Annotated in this window: 18 protein-coding genes; all 18 read right to left on the bottom strand. The window is 43.7% G+C overall.

Translation table 11 applies throughout. The features are described 5' to 3' along the window. Positions 1–391 precede the first annotated feature (391 nt). The 18 genes from lysS to C1T29_RS00505 all read right to left on the bottom strand — a co-directional run bounded on the left by lysS (position 392) and on the right by C1T29_RS00505 (position 17,506). Positions 392–1,891, bottom strand: a complete 1,500-nt coding sequence (lysS, locus tag C1T29_RS00590) for a lysine--tRNA ligase (protein ID WP_103750506.1) — start codon at positions 1,889–1,891, stop codon at positions 392–394. Positions 1,892–1,982: 91 nt separating this feature from the next. Then, on the bottom strand, positions 1,983–2,984 hold the full coding sequence (gene dusB, locus C1T29_RS00585; protein WP_103750507.1) for a tRNA dihydrouridine synthase DusB: 1,002 nt from the start codon (positions 2,982–2,984) through the stop codon (positions 1,983–1,985). 23 nt (positions 2,985–3,007) lie between these two features. Further along, entirely contained in the window at positions 3,008–3,217 is a 210-nt protein-coding gene (locus tag C1T29_RS00580) for a helix-turn-helix domain-containing protein (RefSeq protein ID WP_014662507.1), read from the bottom strand. Beyond that, on the bottom strand, positions 3,169–3,672 hold the full coding sequence (gene folK / locus C1T29_RS00575) for a 2-amino-4-hydroxy-6-hydroxymethyldihydropteridine diphosphokinase (protein ID WP_014662506.1): 504 nt from the start codon (positions 3,670–3,672) through the stop codon (positions 3,169–3,171). Before folK ends, C1T29_RS00580 begins: the two co-directional genes overlap by 49 nt. Next, positions 3,669–4,031 carry a dihydroneopterin aldolase gene (folB, locus tag C1T29_RS00570; RefSeq protein WP_103750508.1) on the bottom strand — a complete coding sequence of 121 codons (363 nt, stop codon included), beginning with the start codon at positions 4,029–4,031 and terminating at the stop codon, positions 3,669–3,671. Before folB ends, folK begins: the two co-directional genes overlap by 4 nt. Beyond that, complete coding sequence (gene folP / locus C1T29_RS00565; RefSeq protein ID WP_103750509.1) at positions 4,024–4,881, bottom strand: dihydropteroate synthase; 858 nt, start codon at positions 4,879–4,881, stop codon at positions 4,024–4,026. Before folP ends, folB begins: the two co-directional genes overlap by 8 nt. Then, the gene (pabC, locus tag C1T29_RS00560) at positions 4,863–5,744 is read right to left on the bottom strand and encodes an aminodeoxychorismate lyase (RefSeq protein WP_103750510.1); all 882 of its coding nucleotides are present in this window, start codon (positions 5,742–5,744) and stop codon (positions 4,863–4,865) included. Before pabC ends, folP begins: the two co-directional genes overlap by 19 nt. Beyond that, complete coding sequence (pabA, locus tag C1T29_RS00555) at positions 5,744–6,328, bottom strand: aminodeoxychorismate/anthranilate synthase component II (RefSeq protein ID WP_069840428.1); 585 nt, start codon at positions 6,326–6,328, stop codon at positions 5,744–5,746. The genes pabC and pabA overlap by 1 nt, the downstream gene beginning before the upstream one ends. A 13-nt stretch (positions 6,329–6,341) precedes the next feature. Further along, positions 6,342–7,754 carry an anthranilate synthase component I family protein gene (locus tag C1T29_RS00550; protein ID WP_103750522.1) on the bottom strand — a complete coding sequence of 471 codons (1,413 nt, stop codon included), beginning with the start codon at positions 7,752–7,754 and terminating at the stop codon, positions 6,342–6,344. A 162-nt stretch (positions 7,755–7,916) separates the two neighbouring features. Continuing rightward, entirely contained in the window at positions 7,917–8,843 is a 927-nt protein-coding gene (gene cysK, locus C1T29_RS00545; RefSeq protein WP_014662501.1) for a cysteine synthase A, read from the bottom strand. 75 nt (positions 8,844–8,918) lie between these two features. Beyond that, positions 8,919–9,812: a peptidyl-prolyl cis-trans isomerase gene (locus tag C1T29_RS00540; RefSeq protein WP_103750511.1), complete on the bottom strand. Its 894-nt coding sequence runs from the start codon at positions 9,810–9,812 to the stop codon at positions 8,919–8,921. Positions 9,813–9,858: 46 nt separating this feature from the next. Next, the gene (gene hslO, locus C1T29_RS00535) at positions 9,859–10,734 is read right to left on the bottom strand and encodes a redox-regulated molecular chaperone HslO (RefSeq protein ID WP_014662499.1); all 876 of its coding nucleotides are present in this window, start codon (positions 10,732–10,734) and stop codon (positions 9,859–9,861) included. Between the two features lie 11 nt (positions 10,735–10,745). Then, positions 10,746–11,522, bottom strand: coding sequence for a type III pantothenate kinase (locus C1T29_RS00530; protein ID WP_003218395.1), 777 nt, complete (start codon positions 11,520–11,522; stop codon positions 10,746–10,748). Positions 11,523–11,714: 192 nt separating this feature from the next. Beyond that, on the bottom strand, positions 11,715–13,628 hold the full coding sequence (gene ftsH / locus C1T29_RS00525; protein WP_014662498.1) for an ATP-dependent zinc metalloprotease FtsH: 1,914 nt from the start codon (positions 13,626–13,628) through the stop codon (positions 11,715–11,717). A gap of 97 nt (positions 13,629–13,725) precedes the next feature. Then, on the bottom strand, positions 13,726–14,268 hold the full coding sequence (gene hpt, locus C1T29_RS00520; RefSeq protein WP_014662497.1) for a hypoxanthine phosphoribosyltransferase: 543 nt from the start codon (positions 14,266–14,268) through the stop codon (positions 13,726–13,728). Next, positions 14,265–15,683 carry a tRNA lysidine(34) synthetase TilS gene (gene tilS / locus C1T29_RS00515; RefSeq protein WP_103750512.1) on the bottom strand — a complete coding sequence of 473 codons (1,419 nt, stop codon included), beginning with the start codon at positions 15,681–15,683 and terminating at the stop codon, positions 14,265–14,267. The genes hpt and tilS overlap by 4 nt, the downstream gene beginning before the upstream one ends. Before the next feature lie 103 nt (positions 15,684–15,786). After that, positions 15,787–16,803: a serine/threonine protein kinase PrkT gene (gene prkT, locus C1T29_RS00510; protein WP_071582129.1), complete on the bottom strand. Its 1,017-nt coding sequence runs from the start codon at positions 16,801–16,803 to the stop codon at positions 15,787–15,789. Further along, positions 16,769–17,506, bottom strand: coding sequence for a vWA domain-containing protein (locus tag C1T29_RS00505; protein WP_003243782.1), 738 nt, complete (start codon positions 17,504–17,506; stop codon positions 16,769–16,771). Before C1T29_RS00505 ends, prkT begins: the two co-directional genes overlap by 35 nt. Positions 17,507–17,581: the final 75 nt, after the last annotated feature.

Below are 17,581 nucleotides of genomic sequence, written 5' to 3'. Positions count from 1 at the left end.
AGCTCCCATCTGTCCGCTCGACTTGCATGTATTAGGCACGCCGCCAGCGTTCGTCCTGAGCCAGGATCAAACTCTCCGATAAAGTAGTTTGACTGACTACGCACATCGCTGTGCGATTTATAAAAATGAATTAACAGGTACGTTTTGTCTTGTTTAGTTTTCAAAGATCATTTTGTTCACTTCGTTCAAGCGACTTTATTATTATAACTCGTTGACTCAGTGAAGTCAATAACTTTTTTTGAAGTTCTTTTTTTCGTTATCGCCTTGTTTAGCGGCAACGAATAATAATATACCACCTTGCAAATAATAGTGCAATAGTTTTTTTGAAGAAATACTAAGCAATTTAAAAAGAGCGGTATCCTCCATAGAGAAAGGATACCGCTCTTCTTTATTAGCGTTGTCTCATTTGCGGGAATAACAGCACATCGCGAATAGAAGGGGCATTCGTCAACAGCATCACCAGACGGTCGATACCGATGCCTAAACCTCCTGTTGGCGGCATACCGTATTCCAGAGCTTCAACAAAGTCTTCATCCATTAGATGAGCTTCATCATTACCGGCTTCACGTTCTTTTAATTGCTCTTCAAAGCGTTCTCTTTGATCAATAGGATCATTCAGCTCTGTAAACGCGTTGGCATGTTCACGGCCGACGATAAACAGTTCAAAACGGTCTGTAAAACGCGGGTCCTCAGGGTTTTTCTTAGCAAGAGGAGAAATTTCTACAGGATGCCCGTAAATAAACGTTGGCTGAATAAGCGTTTCTTCAATTTTTTGTTCGAAGAATTCGTTGATGATATGCCCTACTGTCATAGAATCTTTAATTTCTACACTGTGTTCTTTTGCATATTCACGCGCCTGTTCAACAGTAACCTCTTTCCAGAAATCAACGCCAGTCGCTTCTTTGACTGCGTCAACCATATGGATTCTTTTCCACTCCGGTTTAAGGTCGATTTCCTCTTCCCCGTATTGAATTGTAGTTGTGCCAAGCACTTCTTGGGCGATATGAGCAACAAGGTTTTCAGTTAAGCTCATGATATCTTTATAGTCCGCATATGCTTCATATAATTCAATCATCGTAAATTCAGGGTTATGGCGTGTAGAGACACCTTCGTTACGGAAAACACGGCCGATTTCATATACTTTTTCTAAACCGCCTACAATTAGGCGTTTTAGGTGTAGTTCAATTGCAATACGCATATAGAGTGGAATATCTAACGCATTGTGGTGAGTGATAAATGGACGTGCAGAAGCTCCCCCAGGAATGCTGTGCATTGTAGGTGTTTCTACTTCTAAGTATCCATGATCATCAAGATATCTTCTCATAGCTTGAATGATCTTGCTTCGGGTAATGAATGTATGTTTGCTGTCTGGGTTTACGATAAGATCCAGGTAGCGTTGACGATAGCGCTGCTCAACGTCTTTTAAACCATGGTATTTGTCAGGAAGCGGACGAAGCGCTTTTGTCAGCAATTCAAAGGAAGTTGCCTTAACAGACAATTCGCCTACATTTGTTTTGAAGACTTTTCCGGTTACGCCGATCAGATCACCAAGGTCAGAAGACTTGAAGATTTCATACTGGTCGTCACCGACACTGTCTTTTCTTACGTAGATTTGGATTTGCCCTTCTAAGTCCTGAATATGAGCAAAGCCGGCTTTTCCTTTGCCGCGTTTTGTCATCATGCGGCCTGCGATTGTAACTTCAATCGCTTTTTCTTCTAACTCTTCTTTGGTTAGATCTTGATATGCCGAAATAACTTCTTGAGACTGATGAGTTCTTTCAAAACGTGCCCCAAATGGATCGATGCCGTTATCTCTCAGCTGATTCATTTTATCGCGTCTGACTTGCAGCTGATCATTCAATTCTTCATGGTTATGCTCTTCTTGACTCATTGTTATCACTCCATTACAGTTATTGTTTCATGAAAAAAGCAGAAAAACTGCCAGCGCAAAACTAGCAGTGAGCAGCAAATAGAGGTGGGTATTATCCTACTTTTGCATTTTGAAGCTCTTTTGCCTCAACTTCAACCGTAAACGCATCTAAAAGCTGTACAAACTCTTCTCTTGTCTCGCAATGATTGATTTCATTACGAACGTTCGCATTGCCTTTTACACCTTTCAGATACCATGCAGCATGCTTTCTCATTTCTCTTACCGCTACGTTTTCACCTTTTAAGTCAATCAGGCGGTCAAGATGCAGTTTGCATACGGCCATTTTTTCGCGTACTTGCGGCTCTTCTTTTAATTCACCTGTTTCAAGATACTGAACCGTACGGTAAATCATCCACGGGTTGCCCAATGCAGCGCGTCCGATCATGACACCGTCTACTCCTGTTTCATCAAGCATGCGCTTAGCATCCTGCGGTGTCTTAACATCGCCGTTTCCGATAACCGGGATCGAAACGGATTGTTTCACTTCCTTGATGATGTCCCAGTTTGCCGTTCCTTCATACATCTGCAATCTCGTACGGCCGTGAAGCGCAACTGCTTTCCCGCCCGCACGTTCTACAGCTTGTGCATTTTTCACTGCGAAAATATGGTCTTCATCCCAGCCCATTCTCATTTTCACTGTTACTGGCTTATCAACGGCATCCACTACTGCAGAAACCATTTCATAAATCTTATCAGGATCAAGAAGCCATTTGGCTCCCGCATCGCATTTTGTAATCTTTGGCACAGGACATCCCATGTTAATATCAATGATATCAGCAGTTGTGTTCTGGTCTACAAACTTCGCCGCTTCCACAAGGGTATCCTTTTGTCCTCCGAAAATTTGTAGGCTTAGAGGCTTCTCACGTTCATCGATATAAAGCATACCCATTGTTCTTGCATTGTTGTAAAGGATCGCTTTGTCACTGACCATTTCAGCGCATACCAATCCGGCTCCGAATTCCTTTACAGTCAATCTGAACGCAGAGTTGCAGACACCAGCCATAGGTGCAAGCACAACCCGGTTTTTCAATTGAATATCTCCGATTTTGAACAATTTTTCTCCTCCTTTCGTTTGTTCTATTTTTCTGGCGGTGCCAATTCGTCCGCACTTATATTTAAAACATCTGCCGCATCTTGAATGATGACAGCCGACGGCAATCGGTTTCCGCGTTCAATTTCGCCGAGAATAGAAACTGATATACCTAACGCCTTTGCAAATCCTTCTTGAGTATAACCTTTCAGCTTTCTGAATGCACGAATTCGTCTACCCCAGATTTCTGCTTCCATACTCTTACACCTTCTTGGTTTGTTTCAGCGCTTGTAGCCTCTTTTTCAACCTGCTGGCAAATTTCCGCAAGCGGCGCAAGGACAAACAAACGCTCATACATTCTCGGATGCGGAACAATTAGTTGCTCTGTTTCAATATTTTCACGATTAAATAACAAAATGTCAAGGTCTGCCGTCCGCGGCCCCCATCTTACTTCCCTTGTTCTGCCTAATTCGTTTTCTATCTGCTGCGTCAGTTCAAGGAGTTCAAAAGGGTTTAGTGATGTTTTGATTTCAACAGCCATATTCAAAAACTCATCTTGATCTTCGTATCCGACCGGGTCAGTTTCGTAAATAGACGACACTTTAGTGACTGTCACAGCAGCATGCTGATGCAGCAGAGCCACTGCTTGCCTTAAATACGTTTCTCTATTTCCAATGTTAGATCCAAGTGCAATATAAGCTATGTTGTTCATGACTTTTTTCTCGTGATTTCAATTGCTACTGATTTATAGTGTCCGGGAATTGGCGGATCTGGCTTAATGACTTTCACCGTACATTGCTGAACCGGCTTAAATTGTTTGAGCACAGTTTCGGCGATACGTTCTGCCAGCGTTTCCACCAATTTTACAGGCTCCCCTTCCACGATATCTTTACATACGTGATAGAGCTCAGCATAGTTGATCGTTTGCTCAAGGTCGTCTGTTTGTCCGGCTTTGCTTAAGTCCAGCTCAGCGGTTAAATCGACTTTAAACCGCTGGCCAAGTTTGTTTTCTTCTTTGAACACACCGTGATATCCGTAAAACTCCATACCTTCTACATAAACTTTATCCATGGTGCACTCCTCCCTTATTCAGCATCGCGTCCATCATTTTCGCCATTCTGGCAATTTGTTTTACATCATGGACCCTGACAATGTCACAGCCTTTTTGAATGCCGAGACACACAGTCGCGCCTGTGCCCTCAGCCCGCTCCTCGGGCGGAAGATCCAGAACACGTCCGATGAATCTTTTGCGGGAGGTTGCCAGAAGAACCGGATATCCCAATCCGCTGAAAATCTCCAGCTTGTTCATCACTGCCAAGTTGTCGTGATAGTTTTTCGCGAAACCAATACCGGGATCAAGAATAATATTCTTCTCGTCTACTCCGGCCTCAACAGCAATTTTTACACTCTCCATTAAGTCCGACAGCATATCCGGCAATAAGTCATTGTAGTTTCTTTCTGGGCGGTTATGCATGAGAACAATTGGAACATTGTGTTCAGCTGCAACGGAAGCCATCCTCGGATCATGTTTGGCTCCCCAAATATCATTGATAATGGATGCGCCGGCTTTCACAGCTTCATCTGCGACAGAAGCCTTGTACGTATCTACAGAAATAGGAACACCAAGCTCCTTTGTAATTCGCTCAATTACCGGGATGACTCTGGACATCTCCTCATCTTCAGACACGCACTCAGCGCCAGGCCTTGTCGATTCTCCTCCGATATCTATGATATGGGCACCGTCATCGATCATCTCTTTCGCGTGCAGCAGTGCCTTGTCCAAGCTGTCATACTTCCCGCCGTCCGAGAAAGAGTCAGGCGTTACGTTTAAAATTCCCATCACCAGCGTCTTCTCTTTATATGATAAAGCGCTGGGCTTGGTGTGGATGACTTGTGTTTGATTTATCGTTTGCTGCGCCATGCTCTTCCTCCCTTTTCATGTATCATGTTCTTTATCTCTTTTTTATATAGCAATTGAAGAGCGGAGACTGCTTCTCCGCTTTGGCTTCCATAGGTTACTTCTTCTATTTTAGTAAACGGGATGATTTCAAGAACCGAGTTCGTCATCCACGCTTCGTCAGCTGTCAAGAGAGCTTCTAGCTCATATCGGCCCGTTTTGAGATCCAGACCTGCATTCTTTGCATTTTCTATGATAAAACGCCTCGTGACGCCGTCCAGAATACCAGTATCAAGCGATGGCGTATAGATACAGCTGCCTTTTCTCCAGAAGACATTAGATATGATACCCTCTGCAACAGCTCCATCCTCCGTTAAAAATATTCCCTCGACACGGGGGTCATTTCCAATCTCCCGTTTCGCATACATATTATTTAGATAATGATGAGATTTTAACCGGAACGATCCCTCTGGAGTGTTTCTACGAATCGATAAAACCTTTCCTTCTTTTTGCAAAGGGAGGCTTTCTGGTTTCAGCTGATTTACAAAGCATAAAACAGTCGGCTTATCGTATGTCTGGGCGACAAAGCCTTTATCGCTGATCCCCGCTGATATGTTCAGTCTGACACGGGCATTTCCATCCTTAATATCATTTAGCTTTAGCAGCTTGTCCAACATCTCAAGGATCTCATGCTTTGAAACAGTATATTCAATTTGCAGATCCTCAAGCGCGCGTTCAAGCCGTTCTATATGCCAATCAATCAAAAACGGACAGCCTTCGTAGAGCCTGAAGGTTTCGAAAACACCGATTCCGTATAAAAACCCATGGTCAAAAGGAGAAAGAACTGCATCTTTCTCCTCCATATACCGGCCGTTTACATATATCATCACGCAATAACTTCCTTGCGGTATGTCTCAATAAAATTTCTGAGCATTTCTTTTCCAAAGGAGGTCATGATAGACTCGGGGTGAAATTGCACGCCCTCTATCGGGAGGTCATTGTGGCGAATAGCCATGATTTCTCCTTCTTTCGTTTGGGCTGTTATTGTAAAACAGCTTGGCAGCGTCTCAGGTTTTACGATCAGTGAGTGGTAACGTGTCGCAACAAGAGGATTTTTCAATCCTTCAAAAATGGTCTTGCCGTCATGCTCGATATCCGAGGTTTTCCCGTGCATAAGCCGTTCTGCCCTAACCACGTCGCCACCGAACACTTGTGCAATGGACTGATGTCCGAGGCACACACCGAAAATAGGAATTTTCCCTGCAAAATGTTTAATGGCTTCGAGGCTGATTCCCGCCTCATCAGGGCTGCACGGTCCGGGAGATATCATCAGAAAGTCCGGAGACAGTTCTTCAATTTCTTCGATTGTGATGCTGTCATTGCGTTTCACAACCAGCTCTTCCCCAAGCTCGCCCAAATACTGTACCAAGTTGTACGTGAATGAATCGTAGTTATCAATCATTAAAATCATTTCTCCGCTCACCTCATCTAATTTTTGTCTCTTCTTTGCTCAGCTCTAACGCCTTTTGCATCGCAAAAGCTTTTTTGAATGATTCCCTGTATTCATGCTTTGGAACAGAATCAATCACAACTCCTGCGCCGGACTGCATAAATGCCTGCCCTCCGGTTGCATAAATGGTTCGAATAACGATATTAAACTGCAGATCGTGATTATATCCAAACCATCCTATAGATCCAGTATAAAGCCCGCGGCGTGTCGGCTCAAGTTCTTCTATAATTTCCATTGTCCTTACTTTTGGTGCACCTGTAATGGTCCCCCCAGGAAACACAGCATGAATAATATCTACAGCATCATACCCATCCTGCAGTTCACCCTGGACGTTAGACACAATGTGCATCACATGCGAGTATTTTTCAATCGCCATGAATTCATTCACGCGCACAGACCCGTAACGTGATACTCTTCCCAGATCATTTCGCTCAAGATCAACCAGCATGACATGTTCCGCGCGTTCTTTTTCGTTGTGGATCAATTCGTTTGCAAGCGCCTCATCTTCTTCATTCGTTTTCCCTCTGGAACGGGTGCCAGCGATCGGTCTCGTCTCTAATCGTTTGCCCTTTTTGCTGACAAGCAGTTCAGGCGATCCGCAAATGATTTGGAAATCAGGCGTTTCTAAATACGCCATGTACGGAGAAGGATTTACTTCTCTCAAGGTTTTGTAAATTTGATATGGATGAGCTGGCAGTGACTGTGACTGCCTTATTGATAGATTAACTTGAAACACATCTCCGCTGGCAATGTATTGTTTGATTTTCTCTACAGCTTGTGAGAATCCATCTTCGGTAAATGGCGCCGCGAAGGAACCATCCGTTTTAGGCTTCATCTCTCGCGAAGGGACAGCGGGAAGCTCAGTCAGCCACATCTGCTCTAACTCAGATAGCTTCACATCCGCTGTTTCCTGGTCAGACCCATTTACATGAGTAATCAGCCATAGAGACTCTTCTTGATGGTCATAAACCGCTATATCATCAAAAACAAGAAAATAAATATCTGGCGTTTCTAGATCATCTAACGAGAGCATTTTAAAATTTTCAATATAACGTGCGTAATCATAGCTGAGAAACCCGATTGCTCCGCCTTGAAAGTCGGGGAACTCATGATTCGTTTCTGTTTCCAGTGTTTTAAACCAGCTGTGGAAGGCCCGTAATGGGTCACCTTCTCTAAACAGCATGTCATCACCATGCTTAATAGTCGTTATTCCGTCTTTTCCTTTTACAGTCGCAATTGGATCAAGACCGGCTATACTGTATCTGCCGCCTCTTGCACTTTCGAGAAGTACATGATGTTTTCGGGATTGCGCAAGTTTCTCAAATTGTTGTAAGAATGAGTCTTTTTGAAAAGGTACTTTTTTGCCTGCCGGTCTGCGTTGTGCCATTTGTATCATTCCTCTATTTTCTTTTTTGCTTGTTTTCATTGTAAAGCAATGTTGTTAGTGAAAAAAGTGAATTTCTCTTCCAAGAATAACATTCGTCGCAGACATGGCATATTTGATGCACGAAATAAAAAAACTCCCGGCTGGCCGGGAGTTTGGCTTTTTTTAATCGAATTGATACAGCGGCGTGCTTAGATAACGTTCACCGTTACTTGGAATGATGGCCAATACTTTTTTGCCTTTTCCGAGTTTTTTCGCTACTTGAAGTGCAGCATAAATTGCCGCACCTGATGAGATGCCTCCGAGAATTCCTTCTTCACGTGCAGCTCTGCGGGCATATTCAAATGCTTCTTCATTCTTCACAGGGAAGATTTCATCGTATACTTCAGTGTTTAAGATGTCCGGCACGAATCCAGCTCCGATTCCCTGGATTTTGTGGGGGCCTGGTTTTCCTCCTGAAAGCACTGGGGAATCTGACGGTTCAACAGCGTAAATCTTGATGGAAGGGTATGCTTCCTTCAGTACTTCGCCAGCTCCCGTAATCGTTCCGCCTGTGCCAATTCCGGCTACAAATGCGTCAAGCTGATCGTCACCGAATTGCTCAACGATTTCTTTCCCCGTTGTTTGGCGGTGAATTTCTGGGTTAGACGGGTTGTTGAACTGCTGCGGCACAAAGTATCCGTGCTTTTCAGCAAGCTCTTCAGCTTTCTGAATGGCGCCTTTCATGCCTTCCGCACCAGGAGTCAGCACAAGCTCAGCGCCGTATGCGCGAAGAAGGTTGCGGCGCTCCATGCTCATTGTATCAGGCATAACCAAAATAGCTTTTAATCCTTTAGCAGCAGCAACCATTGCAAGCCCGATTCCAGTATTTCCGCTTGTCGGTTCAATGATTGTATCACCGGCTTTTAATTTTCCTTCTTTTTCAGCCGCTTCAATCATGGCTAAACCGATACGGTCTTTTACACTGCTTCCAGGGTTCATGTATTCAAGCTTTAGATATACATCCGCACTGTTTTCATCTGCAAGGCGATTTAATTTAACGATTGGCGTATTCCCAATTAATTCAGTAATGGAGTTTGCTACACGTACCATTCTCGACACCTCAATTTCCGACTATTTGTATTGGTATTATGTATATAATCTATCAATTTCAAAATTTTTTGTCAATCACTTAGTACTTTTTTCCCCATAAAACCAAGATACATCGGCTTCTTTCCAAAGTGTTTTAACTGTCGCTTTATCGCCAAGCTGATCCATTGCGATTTGCCGTCTGATCTGGTCCTTTACTTCATCATATGAGAATGTTCTTGCTTTTAGTTTTTCTTTCAGCTGGATAATGGCATATCCATTGCTGACCTTGATGGGTTCCTGAGACCATTCATCCGTTTTGAGTGTTTTCGCCTCTTCAATGTATGCTGTTGGAATGTTGTCTGATGCCTCTGTGACAAAACCTAAATCTCCGCCGTATGGTGATGTATATCTGTCAGTAGATCTCTCCGCCGCGACAGCTTCAAAGCTTGAGCCGCCTTTCAGTTCTTTCAGGACTTCTCTCGCTTCTTCTTCATCTTTTACAACAATGTGCCGAATTCGATACGAATCATCAAACTGATATAGTTCCTTATTTTTATGATAAAATGATTCCAATTCTTTGTTTGAGATGTCGATATCCCTTGTTAACAATTGTTCAAGGAGGATATTATAACGAATTTGGTCTTTCCACTCTTTCTCAGTCGTATGTTCATCTTCGTAAAAGGAATTATTGACCGCTTTGATCAGCAAAAACTCCCGATCAATTTCGCTTTTGGATACTTTAAGATTGTTCTTTTTGGCCAGCTGCTCAACGACTCGGACATTGATCATATCTTCAAGCGTTGACTTCCCATACTGGTCTTCCATTTCTTTCAGCCATTCTTCTCTTGTCACACTCTTGCCTCCGATAGTCGCAATAGACTCACCGGATGACGATGCGCCGGCTTGGGATTTCGTCAGCGTATACGCAACAGCAATACAGCAAACCAACAGCGCCCCTAAAATAATGGTCCAGATTGTTCTTGATTTCAAACCTGCTTTCAGCCCCTTTTCTCAAATTAAAAACCCGCTAAAGAGCTTAGCGGGTAGTTTGGTCACGAAGCCCTTCCAGCTCTTCTTTTGTAAATAAGTACTTTTCATTACAAAAATGGCATACTGCTTCGGCTTGTCCATCTTCTTCTATCATATCTTGAATTTCTTTTTTGCCTAGTCCTAAAATGGCTGTTTCGAACCGTTCTTTTGAACAAGGACAATGGAATCTGACAGGCATTGTTTCCAAAATCTCTGGTTTCTCACCTAGGACTTCTTCTAAAATTTCTTCCGGTGTCAATCCCTTTTGGATGAGCTTAGAAATCGGCTCAACTTGAGATAGGCGCTGTTCAATTTTTGTGATGGTTTCATCATCTGTTCCCGGCATCAGCTGAATAATAAAGCCCCCTGCCGCAAGAATGGTATTGTCAGGATTGACGAGCACACCTACACCCACTGATGAAGGTACCTGCTCAGATGACACAAGATAGTAAGTAAAATCATCTCCTAATTCTCCTGAAACGATTTCTACTTGTCCTGTGAAGAACTCACGCAAACCTAAATCTTTTACAACACTTAACGTTCCGCTTGTTCCAACCGCACGTCTGACATCAAGCTTGCCTTGTTCATTTAAATCGAAATGAACTTGTGGGTTAGAGACATAGGCTCTGACTTCTCCTTTGGCATTGGCATCAGCTACAATAGCTCCAATCGGACCTCCGCCCTCGACTTTCACAGTCAGCTTATCTTCGCCCTTCAGCATAGCGCCGAGCATAAGTGAAGCTGTCATTGTGCGCCCTAATGCAGCGGATGCTGTCGGCCACGTACCATGGCGTCTCTGTCCTTCATTTACCATATCAGTCGTTCTCGCTGCATAAGCACGAACTTTTCCGTCATACGCAAGTGCTTTTACTAAATAATCCATTACAAAACCTCCTATACACTTCCTACGCGGTTTCTTTCATAAATCAATTCCAGCCCTTTTAGGGTTAGGAATGGATCAACGATATCAATACAATCTGACTCGTTTGCAATGAGCGGCGCCAGTCCTCCTGTCGCAATGACCTTTGGTTCCTGTTTTGCCTGCCATTTCATTCGCTTAACGATTCCTTCCACTTGGCCGACATAGCCAAATAAAATTCCAGATTGCATCGCGCTTACAGTGTTTTTTCCGATAATATTGTCGGGCCGGGTAATTTCGATACGCGGTAGCTTCGCTGCACGTGAGTAAAGCGCCTCTGTCGAAATTGTAATCCCAGGAGCAATCGCCCCGCCCATGTATTGTTTATTTTCATCAATATAGCAGTACGTTGTGGCCGTTCCGAAATCAACGACAATTAATGGATTGCCGTATAAGTGTATCGCAGCGACAGCATTTACGATTCTGTCTGCCCCCACTTCTTTCGGATTGTCGTATTTTATATTTAAACCAGTTTTCATGCCCGGACCGACAATTTGCGGTTCGATATGAAAGTATTTTGTGCACATTCTTTCTAACGCAAACATGATTGGCGGCACTACTGATGAAATAATGATGCCATCTATCTGTTCAAACATAAGCCCGGAATGCTCAAATAAAGAGCGTAAAATCATTCCAAACTCATCTTCTGTTTTATGCCTGCTTGTTTCTATACGCCAGTGATATTCTAATTTTCCATCATGATATACACCAAGTACAGTATTGGTGTTCCCAACATCGATAACCAGTAACAACCTCTATCACCACTTTTGAATAGTTTCTCTACTTTACTTTTTACAAACATTCTACAATACCATACACGATCAGCGGCTCATTTGTAAACAAATCGATACCAGAATTGGATGATTGTAAAAGACGCAGCTGAGCCCATCATTTACATAAAAAAACTGCCAGCGTCAGCCGGCAGTTTTTAGAGAGAAAGCGAATTATTCTTTCGTATCGTCTTTCTTTTCTTCTGTTTTTGTCAGAATGTTTACTTTCACATCATCATTCTTCTCATCATCAGAGAAATTGCGTTCTGGCAATGTTCCGTGATCGACAAGGTGTTTGATTTGTTCAGCGTCAAGCGTTTCAACTTTCAGAAGCGTTTGGGCAATCAATTCAAGCTTGTCACGATTTTCAGTCAGGATTTGTTTCGCGCGCTCATAGCACTCTTTGATAATGCGCTGAATTTCCTGATCAATTTCGTAAGCGATTTGATCACTGTAGTTCTGTTCGTTGTTGAAATCACGGCCTAAGAATACCTGACCGCCCTGAGACTGTCCAAATTGCAACGGCCCCAGTTTTTCTGACATACCGAATTCCGTAACCATTCGTCTTGCAATATTCGTCGCACGCTGGAAGTCATTGTGCGCTCCTGTGCTGACTTCACCGAAGATAATCTCTTCAGCAACACGCCCGCCCAAGAGGCCGACAATTTTATCAAGCAGCTCCGGCTTCGTTTGGAAGTAACGGTCTTCTCTTGGCAGCATAACAGCATAACCGCCAGCCTGACCCCGAGGTACAATCGTTACTTTATGAACCATATCTGCCTCATCTAAAACGAGTCCGATAACAGTGTGTCCGCCTTCGTGATAAGCCACGATATTGCGTTCTTTCTTGGAGATAACGCGGCTCTTCTTAGCAGGTCCGGCAATTACACGGTCCGTCGCTTCGTCAATATCACGCGCATCGATTTTTTTCTTATTTTGACGAGCCGCCACAAGCGCAGCTTCATTCAAGAGATTTTCTAAGTCAGCGCCTGAGAAGCCTGGTGTTCTCATGGCAATTGATTTTAGGTTAACCGTTTCATCCAGCGGTTTGTTTCTCGCATGGACTTTCAATACAGCTTCACGGCCAATGACATCTGGACGATCCACTGTGATTTGACGGTCAAAACGTCCTGGACGAAGTAAGGCTGGGTCCAAGATGTCCGCACGGTTCGTCGCAGCAATGATGATAATTCCTTCATTAGCGCTGAATCCGTCCATTTCAACAAGCAATTGGTTTAGCGTCTGTTCTCGTTCATCGTGTCCGCCGCCGAGACCCGCTCCACGCTGGCGTCCCACTGCGTCAATTTCATCAATGAAAATCAAACAAGGCGCATTCTTTTTCGCATTTTCAAACAAGTCACGCACACGGGAAGCACCGACACCTACAAACATTTCAACGAAATCAGATCCGCTGATGCTGAAGAATGGTACGCCGGCTTCACCTGCACAAGCCTTGGCGAGCAATGTTTTACCGGTACCCGGAGGTCCGACTAAAAGCACGCCTTTCGGTATTCTGGCGCCAAGCTCGGCAAACTTCCGGGGATCTTTCAGAAACTCAACAACTTCAACGAGTTCTTGCTTTTCTTCGTCAGCCCCTGCAACGTCTTTAAATTTGACGCGTTTCTTTTCCTCTGTATACAGCTTCGCCTTACTCTTACCAAAGTTCATGACACGGCTGCCGCCGCCTTGAGCCTGATTGAGCAGGAAGAAAAACAGAATAAAGATAATAACAAACGGGATGATGGTCGTCAGGAATGTCACCCATCCGCTTGTTTCTTGAGCGGGATCAACCTTTACGTCCGTTTTTTTCAAAGCGTTAAATATCTGGTCTGCTCCCTTTCCTTCAGGAACATGAGTCAAAAAGTATTGATCTTTGTCGTAGTTTTTCAGCTGCCCTTTTACCTCATAAACACCTCTGACAGGCTGAACCGATACGCTATCAACTTTCCCGTCATCCAGGTTTTTGATGAACGTACTGTACGACATATTTTCTGTTTTCGGATTTGAGGTCTGGAAGTAGCTCACAACCCCGATTACTACTAATAAAATAAGTAAATAAAAAATGGTATTACGGAAGACCCGATTCATTCCTTACCTCCTCCCACAGTAAGCACAACTATGTTCAATAGTACCATAGAAAATCATTCCAATACAAACAATAACCATCTCGGAAGCAGGCTGCCGATCAGCTTTCATAAACTGCCGGTTTTAACACTCCGATATAAGGCAGATTGCGATAGCGCTCAGCATAATCAAGTCCGTAACCCACTACAAACGCGTCAGGAACTTCAAAACCTACAAAGTCTGCTTTGATGTCCGCTTTTCTTCCGCTCGGTTTATCCAAAAGGGTAACAATCTTAATTGATTTTGCTTTACGGTATCGGAAGAGCTCTACGAGATAACTTAAGGTTAACCCACTGTCGATGATATCTTCAATAATTAAGATGTCCCGGCCCTCTACAGATGTATCCAAATCTTTAATGATTTTGACTTCTCCAGAAGAAACCGTAGAATTTCCATAGCTTGATACATCCATGAAATCCATTTCCAAATATGTATCAATATGCTTGATAAGATCCGCCATAAAAGGAAGTGCTCCTTTTAACACACCGATTGCCAACGGAAATGTATCTTGATACTCGCTCGTTAATTCTGCGCCTAACTCTTTTACTTTCTCTTGTATCTCTGCCTCTGAGATCAGTACTTTCTCGATATCATGTTTCATCATGATTTTGCTTGCCCCCTACACTTTTCATGCTGTCTATATTGTAATACAATGCGGTCGCTGTTTGGAATCACAAGATCTTCAAAAATTGATTTTTTCAAGCCAGGTATCCAGATAATTTCACCGCTTGCGTCCGTCACAATCGGCCAGTTGTCTCTTTCTTGGAGAGGCATTTTCTTATCAATAAATATATCCTTTACCTTTTTTGAGCCGTTCATCCCTTTTAGTTTGATCCGGTCTCCAGCTTTTCTTGTCCGGATAGTTAAGGGAAATTGTACCTTTTTTTCACTTGTGATAAAAACAGCATTCCCATGTTCTTCAGGCGAATCCGTATAATGCTTTGCCTCTATCAGATATCCATTGGGGAGCACTGCCGTTTCATCAGCAGCTCCGCTTATTTGGTATTCAAAGGGAACATTTTTGCACTGCCATTGTTCAAATGTAAACAAACATGTCTGATATGATTTGACCACCTTCAGCCCTTTCGGAAAGTCCAATACTCCTGAAGGACCGCCATTTTCCGCCCAATCAAGAAACTGTTGAATGTGATGGGCTGAAAAAGATGATGGAACGTTTTCATAAAGATAGTTTAATATTAGTTGAACTCCTCTTCTTTGTAAAGGCATCGGGAGGGCAAGCAATTGAGAGGAATTGATTTCAACTGATGTATTAGACTGGCTTGTGATTACTTTATTCATTTCATCTTTCGTTAATGACTGTAAGAATTGCTCATCTTCCGTCAGTGCTTCACTCACTTTTTGAAACCTTTTATGCACATCCGGAGACTCCTTTTTCAAGAACGGGAGCACTGTTTTTCTGAATCTGTTTCTTGTGTAGTCATCTTCGGCGTTGCTTTCATCCGTCCGGTAGCTCAAGCCGTTTTCACGGCAATAGCGAAGGATCTCTTCCTTTGTAATCGTTAGGAACGGCCTGATGATCCGCCCCGTCCCAAAACGTCTAACCGGCTGCATTCCCGCAAGCCCCGTTCCAAGCGCGCCCTTAGCCAATCTCATAAGCATTGTTTCAACCTGGTCATCTCCATGATGAGCAAGCGCCAGATAGTCCGCTTGGTGCTTTAACATGATTTCCTCAAAAAACTGATAGCGGCAATCACGTGCTGCAGCCTGCTTATTGAGTCCTTTTTCCTGTGCATATGCGGTTACATTGATTTGAGCCGTTTCACACACGAGCTGTTGAGCCTTACAATAAGCTTGGACAAAACGCATATCCTCCTCGGATTCCGCGCCTCTGAACCGATGATCAACGTGAGCTGCAATAATATTTGCTGAACGGCCGCATAAAGTATGCAATGCGTGAAGAAGAGCCATTGAGTCCGGACCGCCGGAAACGCCTACAATAATTGTCGCCCCTTTTAACGTAAGATTGTGTTTGTTTAAAAAATCTTTGACACTTTTCACAATGTCCTCCTCACAATGAGCAGGTATTTTAAAGATATTCATATCCTATCACTTTCAATCCCTCCAAGCAAAGAAGAAGCATAGGCTCTGGAGTTTGCGCCATTCAGATTAAGAAAAAGATAATGTAGGCGAAATAAAGCGCTAAAACACTGATCACGATGAGCGTTGTTTCAAATAACCCCCCAGACTTAGCCGGTTTCTGTTTTGGGGTGTACCGGGTCTTCGCTACTTTTCCTTGACGAGGTTTTTGCTGCCTCTGTCGTGCGGCAGGCTGCGGTGATGTTTTTACAGGTTGTTTTCTTTGTACTGCTTTTTGCCCCGCGTCGAGCATATCCTTCTTCATTTCATCTGCGGATTGATATTCTCCGTTCAAGGCTGAAAGAAGCACTTTTTTATACTTATGCAGCAACGGGTTACCTTCAATGAGCGACCTAAGCTGTTCTTTGGGCTGGTTTGTTTTCTTAAATTCTTTTTTGTGCACACTGTTGATCATAATCATAGCAACCGCGAACAAATCGTAGGATGGCTCTGCCTTTCTTGTTCCATACCCCCAATAGCCTCTGTCATAAAACTCCGTATACTCTTTTATCGCCCGGCCTTCCTTTGTCGTGCCGCCCACATCAATACAGCGGATCCTTGCGGGCGGGCCAGTTACGATCAGATTATCAGGTTTAAGATCGCCGAATATCCATCCTTGCTGGTGAAGCAGCGATAAACTGGATAATAGCTGAATCATTAATACCGGTATCCATTCTGCTCCTTTATCACTGACATACTTCAAAAGCAGCGGCCCTTTTATGTATTCCATTGCATAAAATGAAACTTTCGTATTGGCACTGGGAATATAGGCATCATCCGTATCAAAAAAAGAAGGCCCCATCGTAACGGACTGGGCCTTTGAGAAAGATTTCAAGACATTCACTTCAGAAGTAATAGACAGGCTGTCATCACTCACCTTTAAGGCAACATGTCCATCTGATGCTTCTGCCAAATACACAATTCCATTGGCCCCTTTACCAAGCTGTTTACGCAATGTATAAGTGTTTCCATTCCACTTGCCTTTGATTGTCGTGCCAGGCTTTAGGCTACATGCCAAACTCGTCAAAGCGTCGTTCATCATCTGCCAGCATGCCCCTTCTTGAGCGTATTTTTTCGAATTGCAGTGTCGCTTCACGAATCGCCGGACCTGTCGGCGTGATGCCTCCTGTCGAAAGCTTTGCAAAGAGGGTGGAAAGAGATTGCAGCTTCGGTGTCCAGTTCAGCACAAGCTCGACCTCTTGTTTTTTCCCGGGAAATATACACATCGCAAATTCGTTATTCCCGATTCGGGAATTGAGGCTGACAGACAAATCAATCAGCGCCTCTTTTACTGTTGGAAGCTTTGGCGCCATACTTGCACTTGTATCAACAAGAACCAAAACCTGAAGATGCACCGTTTCTCCAAGCTCGTCTACCACTTCCATGACTTCGCCGCGTTTTTCCGGAGAAAGCTCTTCCATTTCCACATTCTTTCCGAGAATTTGTTTCAGTTCTTGATTGACGACACCTTGCAGGGTTTGCGTCATCGCTTTTTTTGTTACCATTTGAACGGTTTGTGAAAGCTGAGATGCATAAACGACCTGGTGCACGCCGCCTCCGGCAAGCGCAATCCCTTCAACTTCCTTCATAGCCTCAGGGTCAATTTGATTTTCTTCCATTATACCTATGACGTTTACCGTAATCCCCTGCTCTTTAGCAAAAGCAGCCATTGCAAGCGGGTCTTCCCCATGGTTCGAGCAGCCATCCGTTATCAGCAAAATTTGATTTAAATGTCCGTTATTCACATTCATTCCTCCTGGAGAATACGAGGATTCTCAGATTCATATATTCCCATCTTCGCCAGAAGAAATTTGATTTAT

The organism is Bacillus sp. MBGLi79 (assembly GCF_002953915.1).
Note: the sequence above shows the minus strand (reverse complement) of the source record. Positions and strands in the feature narration are given on the sequence as shown.

Coding starts and splice junctions, on each gene's coding strand:
- C1T29_RS00580 (WP_014662507.1), bottom strand. CDS start 3,217: ATGGAAGCAGAAATCTGGGGTAGACGAATTCGTGCATTCAGAAAGCTG.
- folP (WP_103750509.1), bottom strand. CDS start 4,881: ATGGCGCAGCAAACGATAAATCAAACACAAGTCATCCACACCAAGCCC.
- prkT (WP_071582129.1), bottom strand. CDS start 16,803: ATGATGAACGACGCTTTGACGAGTTTGGCATGTAGCCTAAAGCCTGGC.
- folB (WP_103750508.1), bottom strand. CDS start 4,031: ATGGATAAAGTTTATGTAGAAGGTATGGAGTTTTACGGATATCACGGT.
- pabC (WP_103750510.1), bottom strand. CDS start 5,744: ATGATATATGTAAACGGCCGGTATATGGAGGAGAAAGATGCAGTTCTT.
- C1T29_RS00550 (WP_103750522.1), bottom strand. CDS start 7,754: ATGGCACAACGCAGACCGGCAGGCAAAAAAGTACCTTTTCAAAAAGAC.
- folK (WP_014662506.1), bottom strand. CDS start 3,672: ATGAACAACATAGCTTATATTGCACTTGGATCTAACATTGGAAATAGA.
- hslO (WP_014662499.1), bottom strand. CDS start 10,734: ATGGATTATTTAGTAAAAGCACTTGCGTATGACGGAAAAGTTCGTGCT.
- pabA (WP_069840428.1), bottom strand. CDS start 6,328: ATGATTTTAATGATTGATAACTACGATTCATTCACGTACAACTTGGTA.
- cysK (WP_014662501.1), bottom strand. CDS start 8,843: ATGGTACGTGTAGCAAACTCCATTACTGAATTAATTGGGAATACGCCA.
- ftsH (WP_014662498.1), bottom strand. CDS start 13,628: ATGAATCGGGTCTTCCGTAATACCATTTTTTATTTACTTATTTTATTA.
- hpt (WP_014662497.1), bottom strand. CDS start 14,268: ATGATGAAACATGATATCGAGAAAGTACTGATCTCAGAGGCAGAGATA.
- lysS (WP_103750506.1), bottom strand. CDS start 1,891: ATGAGTCAAGAAGAGCATAACCATGAAGAATTGAATGATCAGCTGCAA.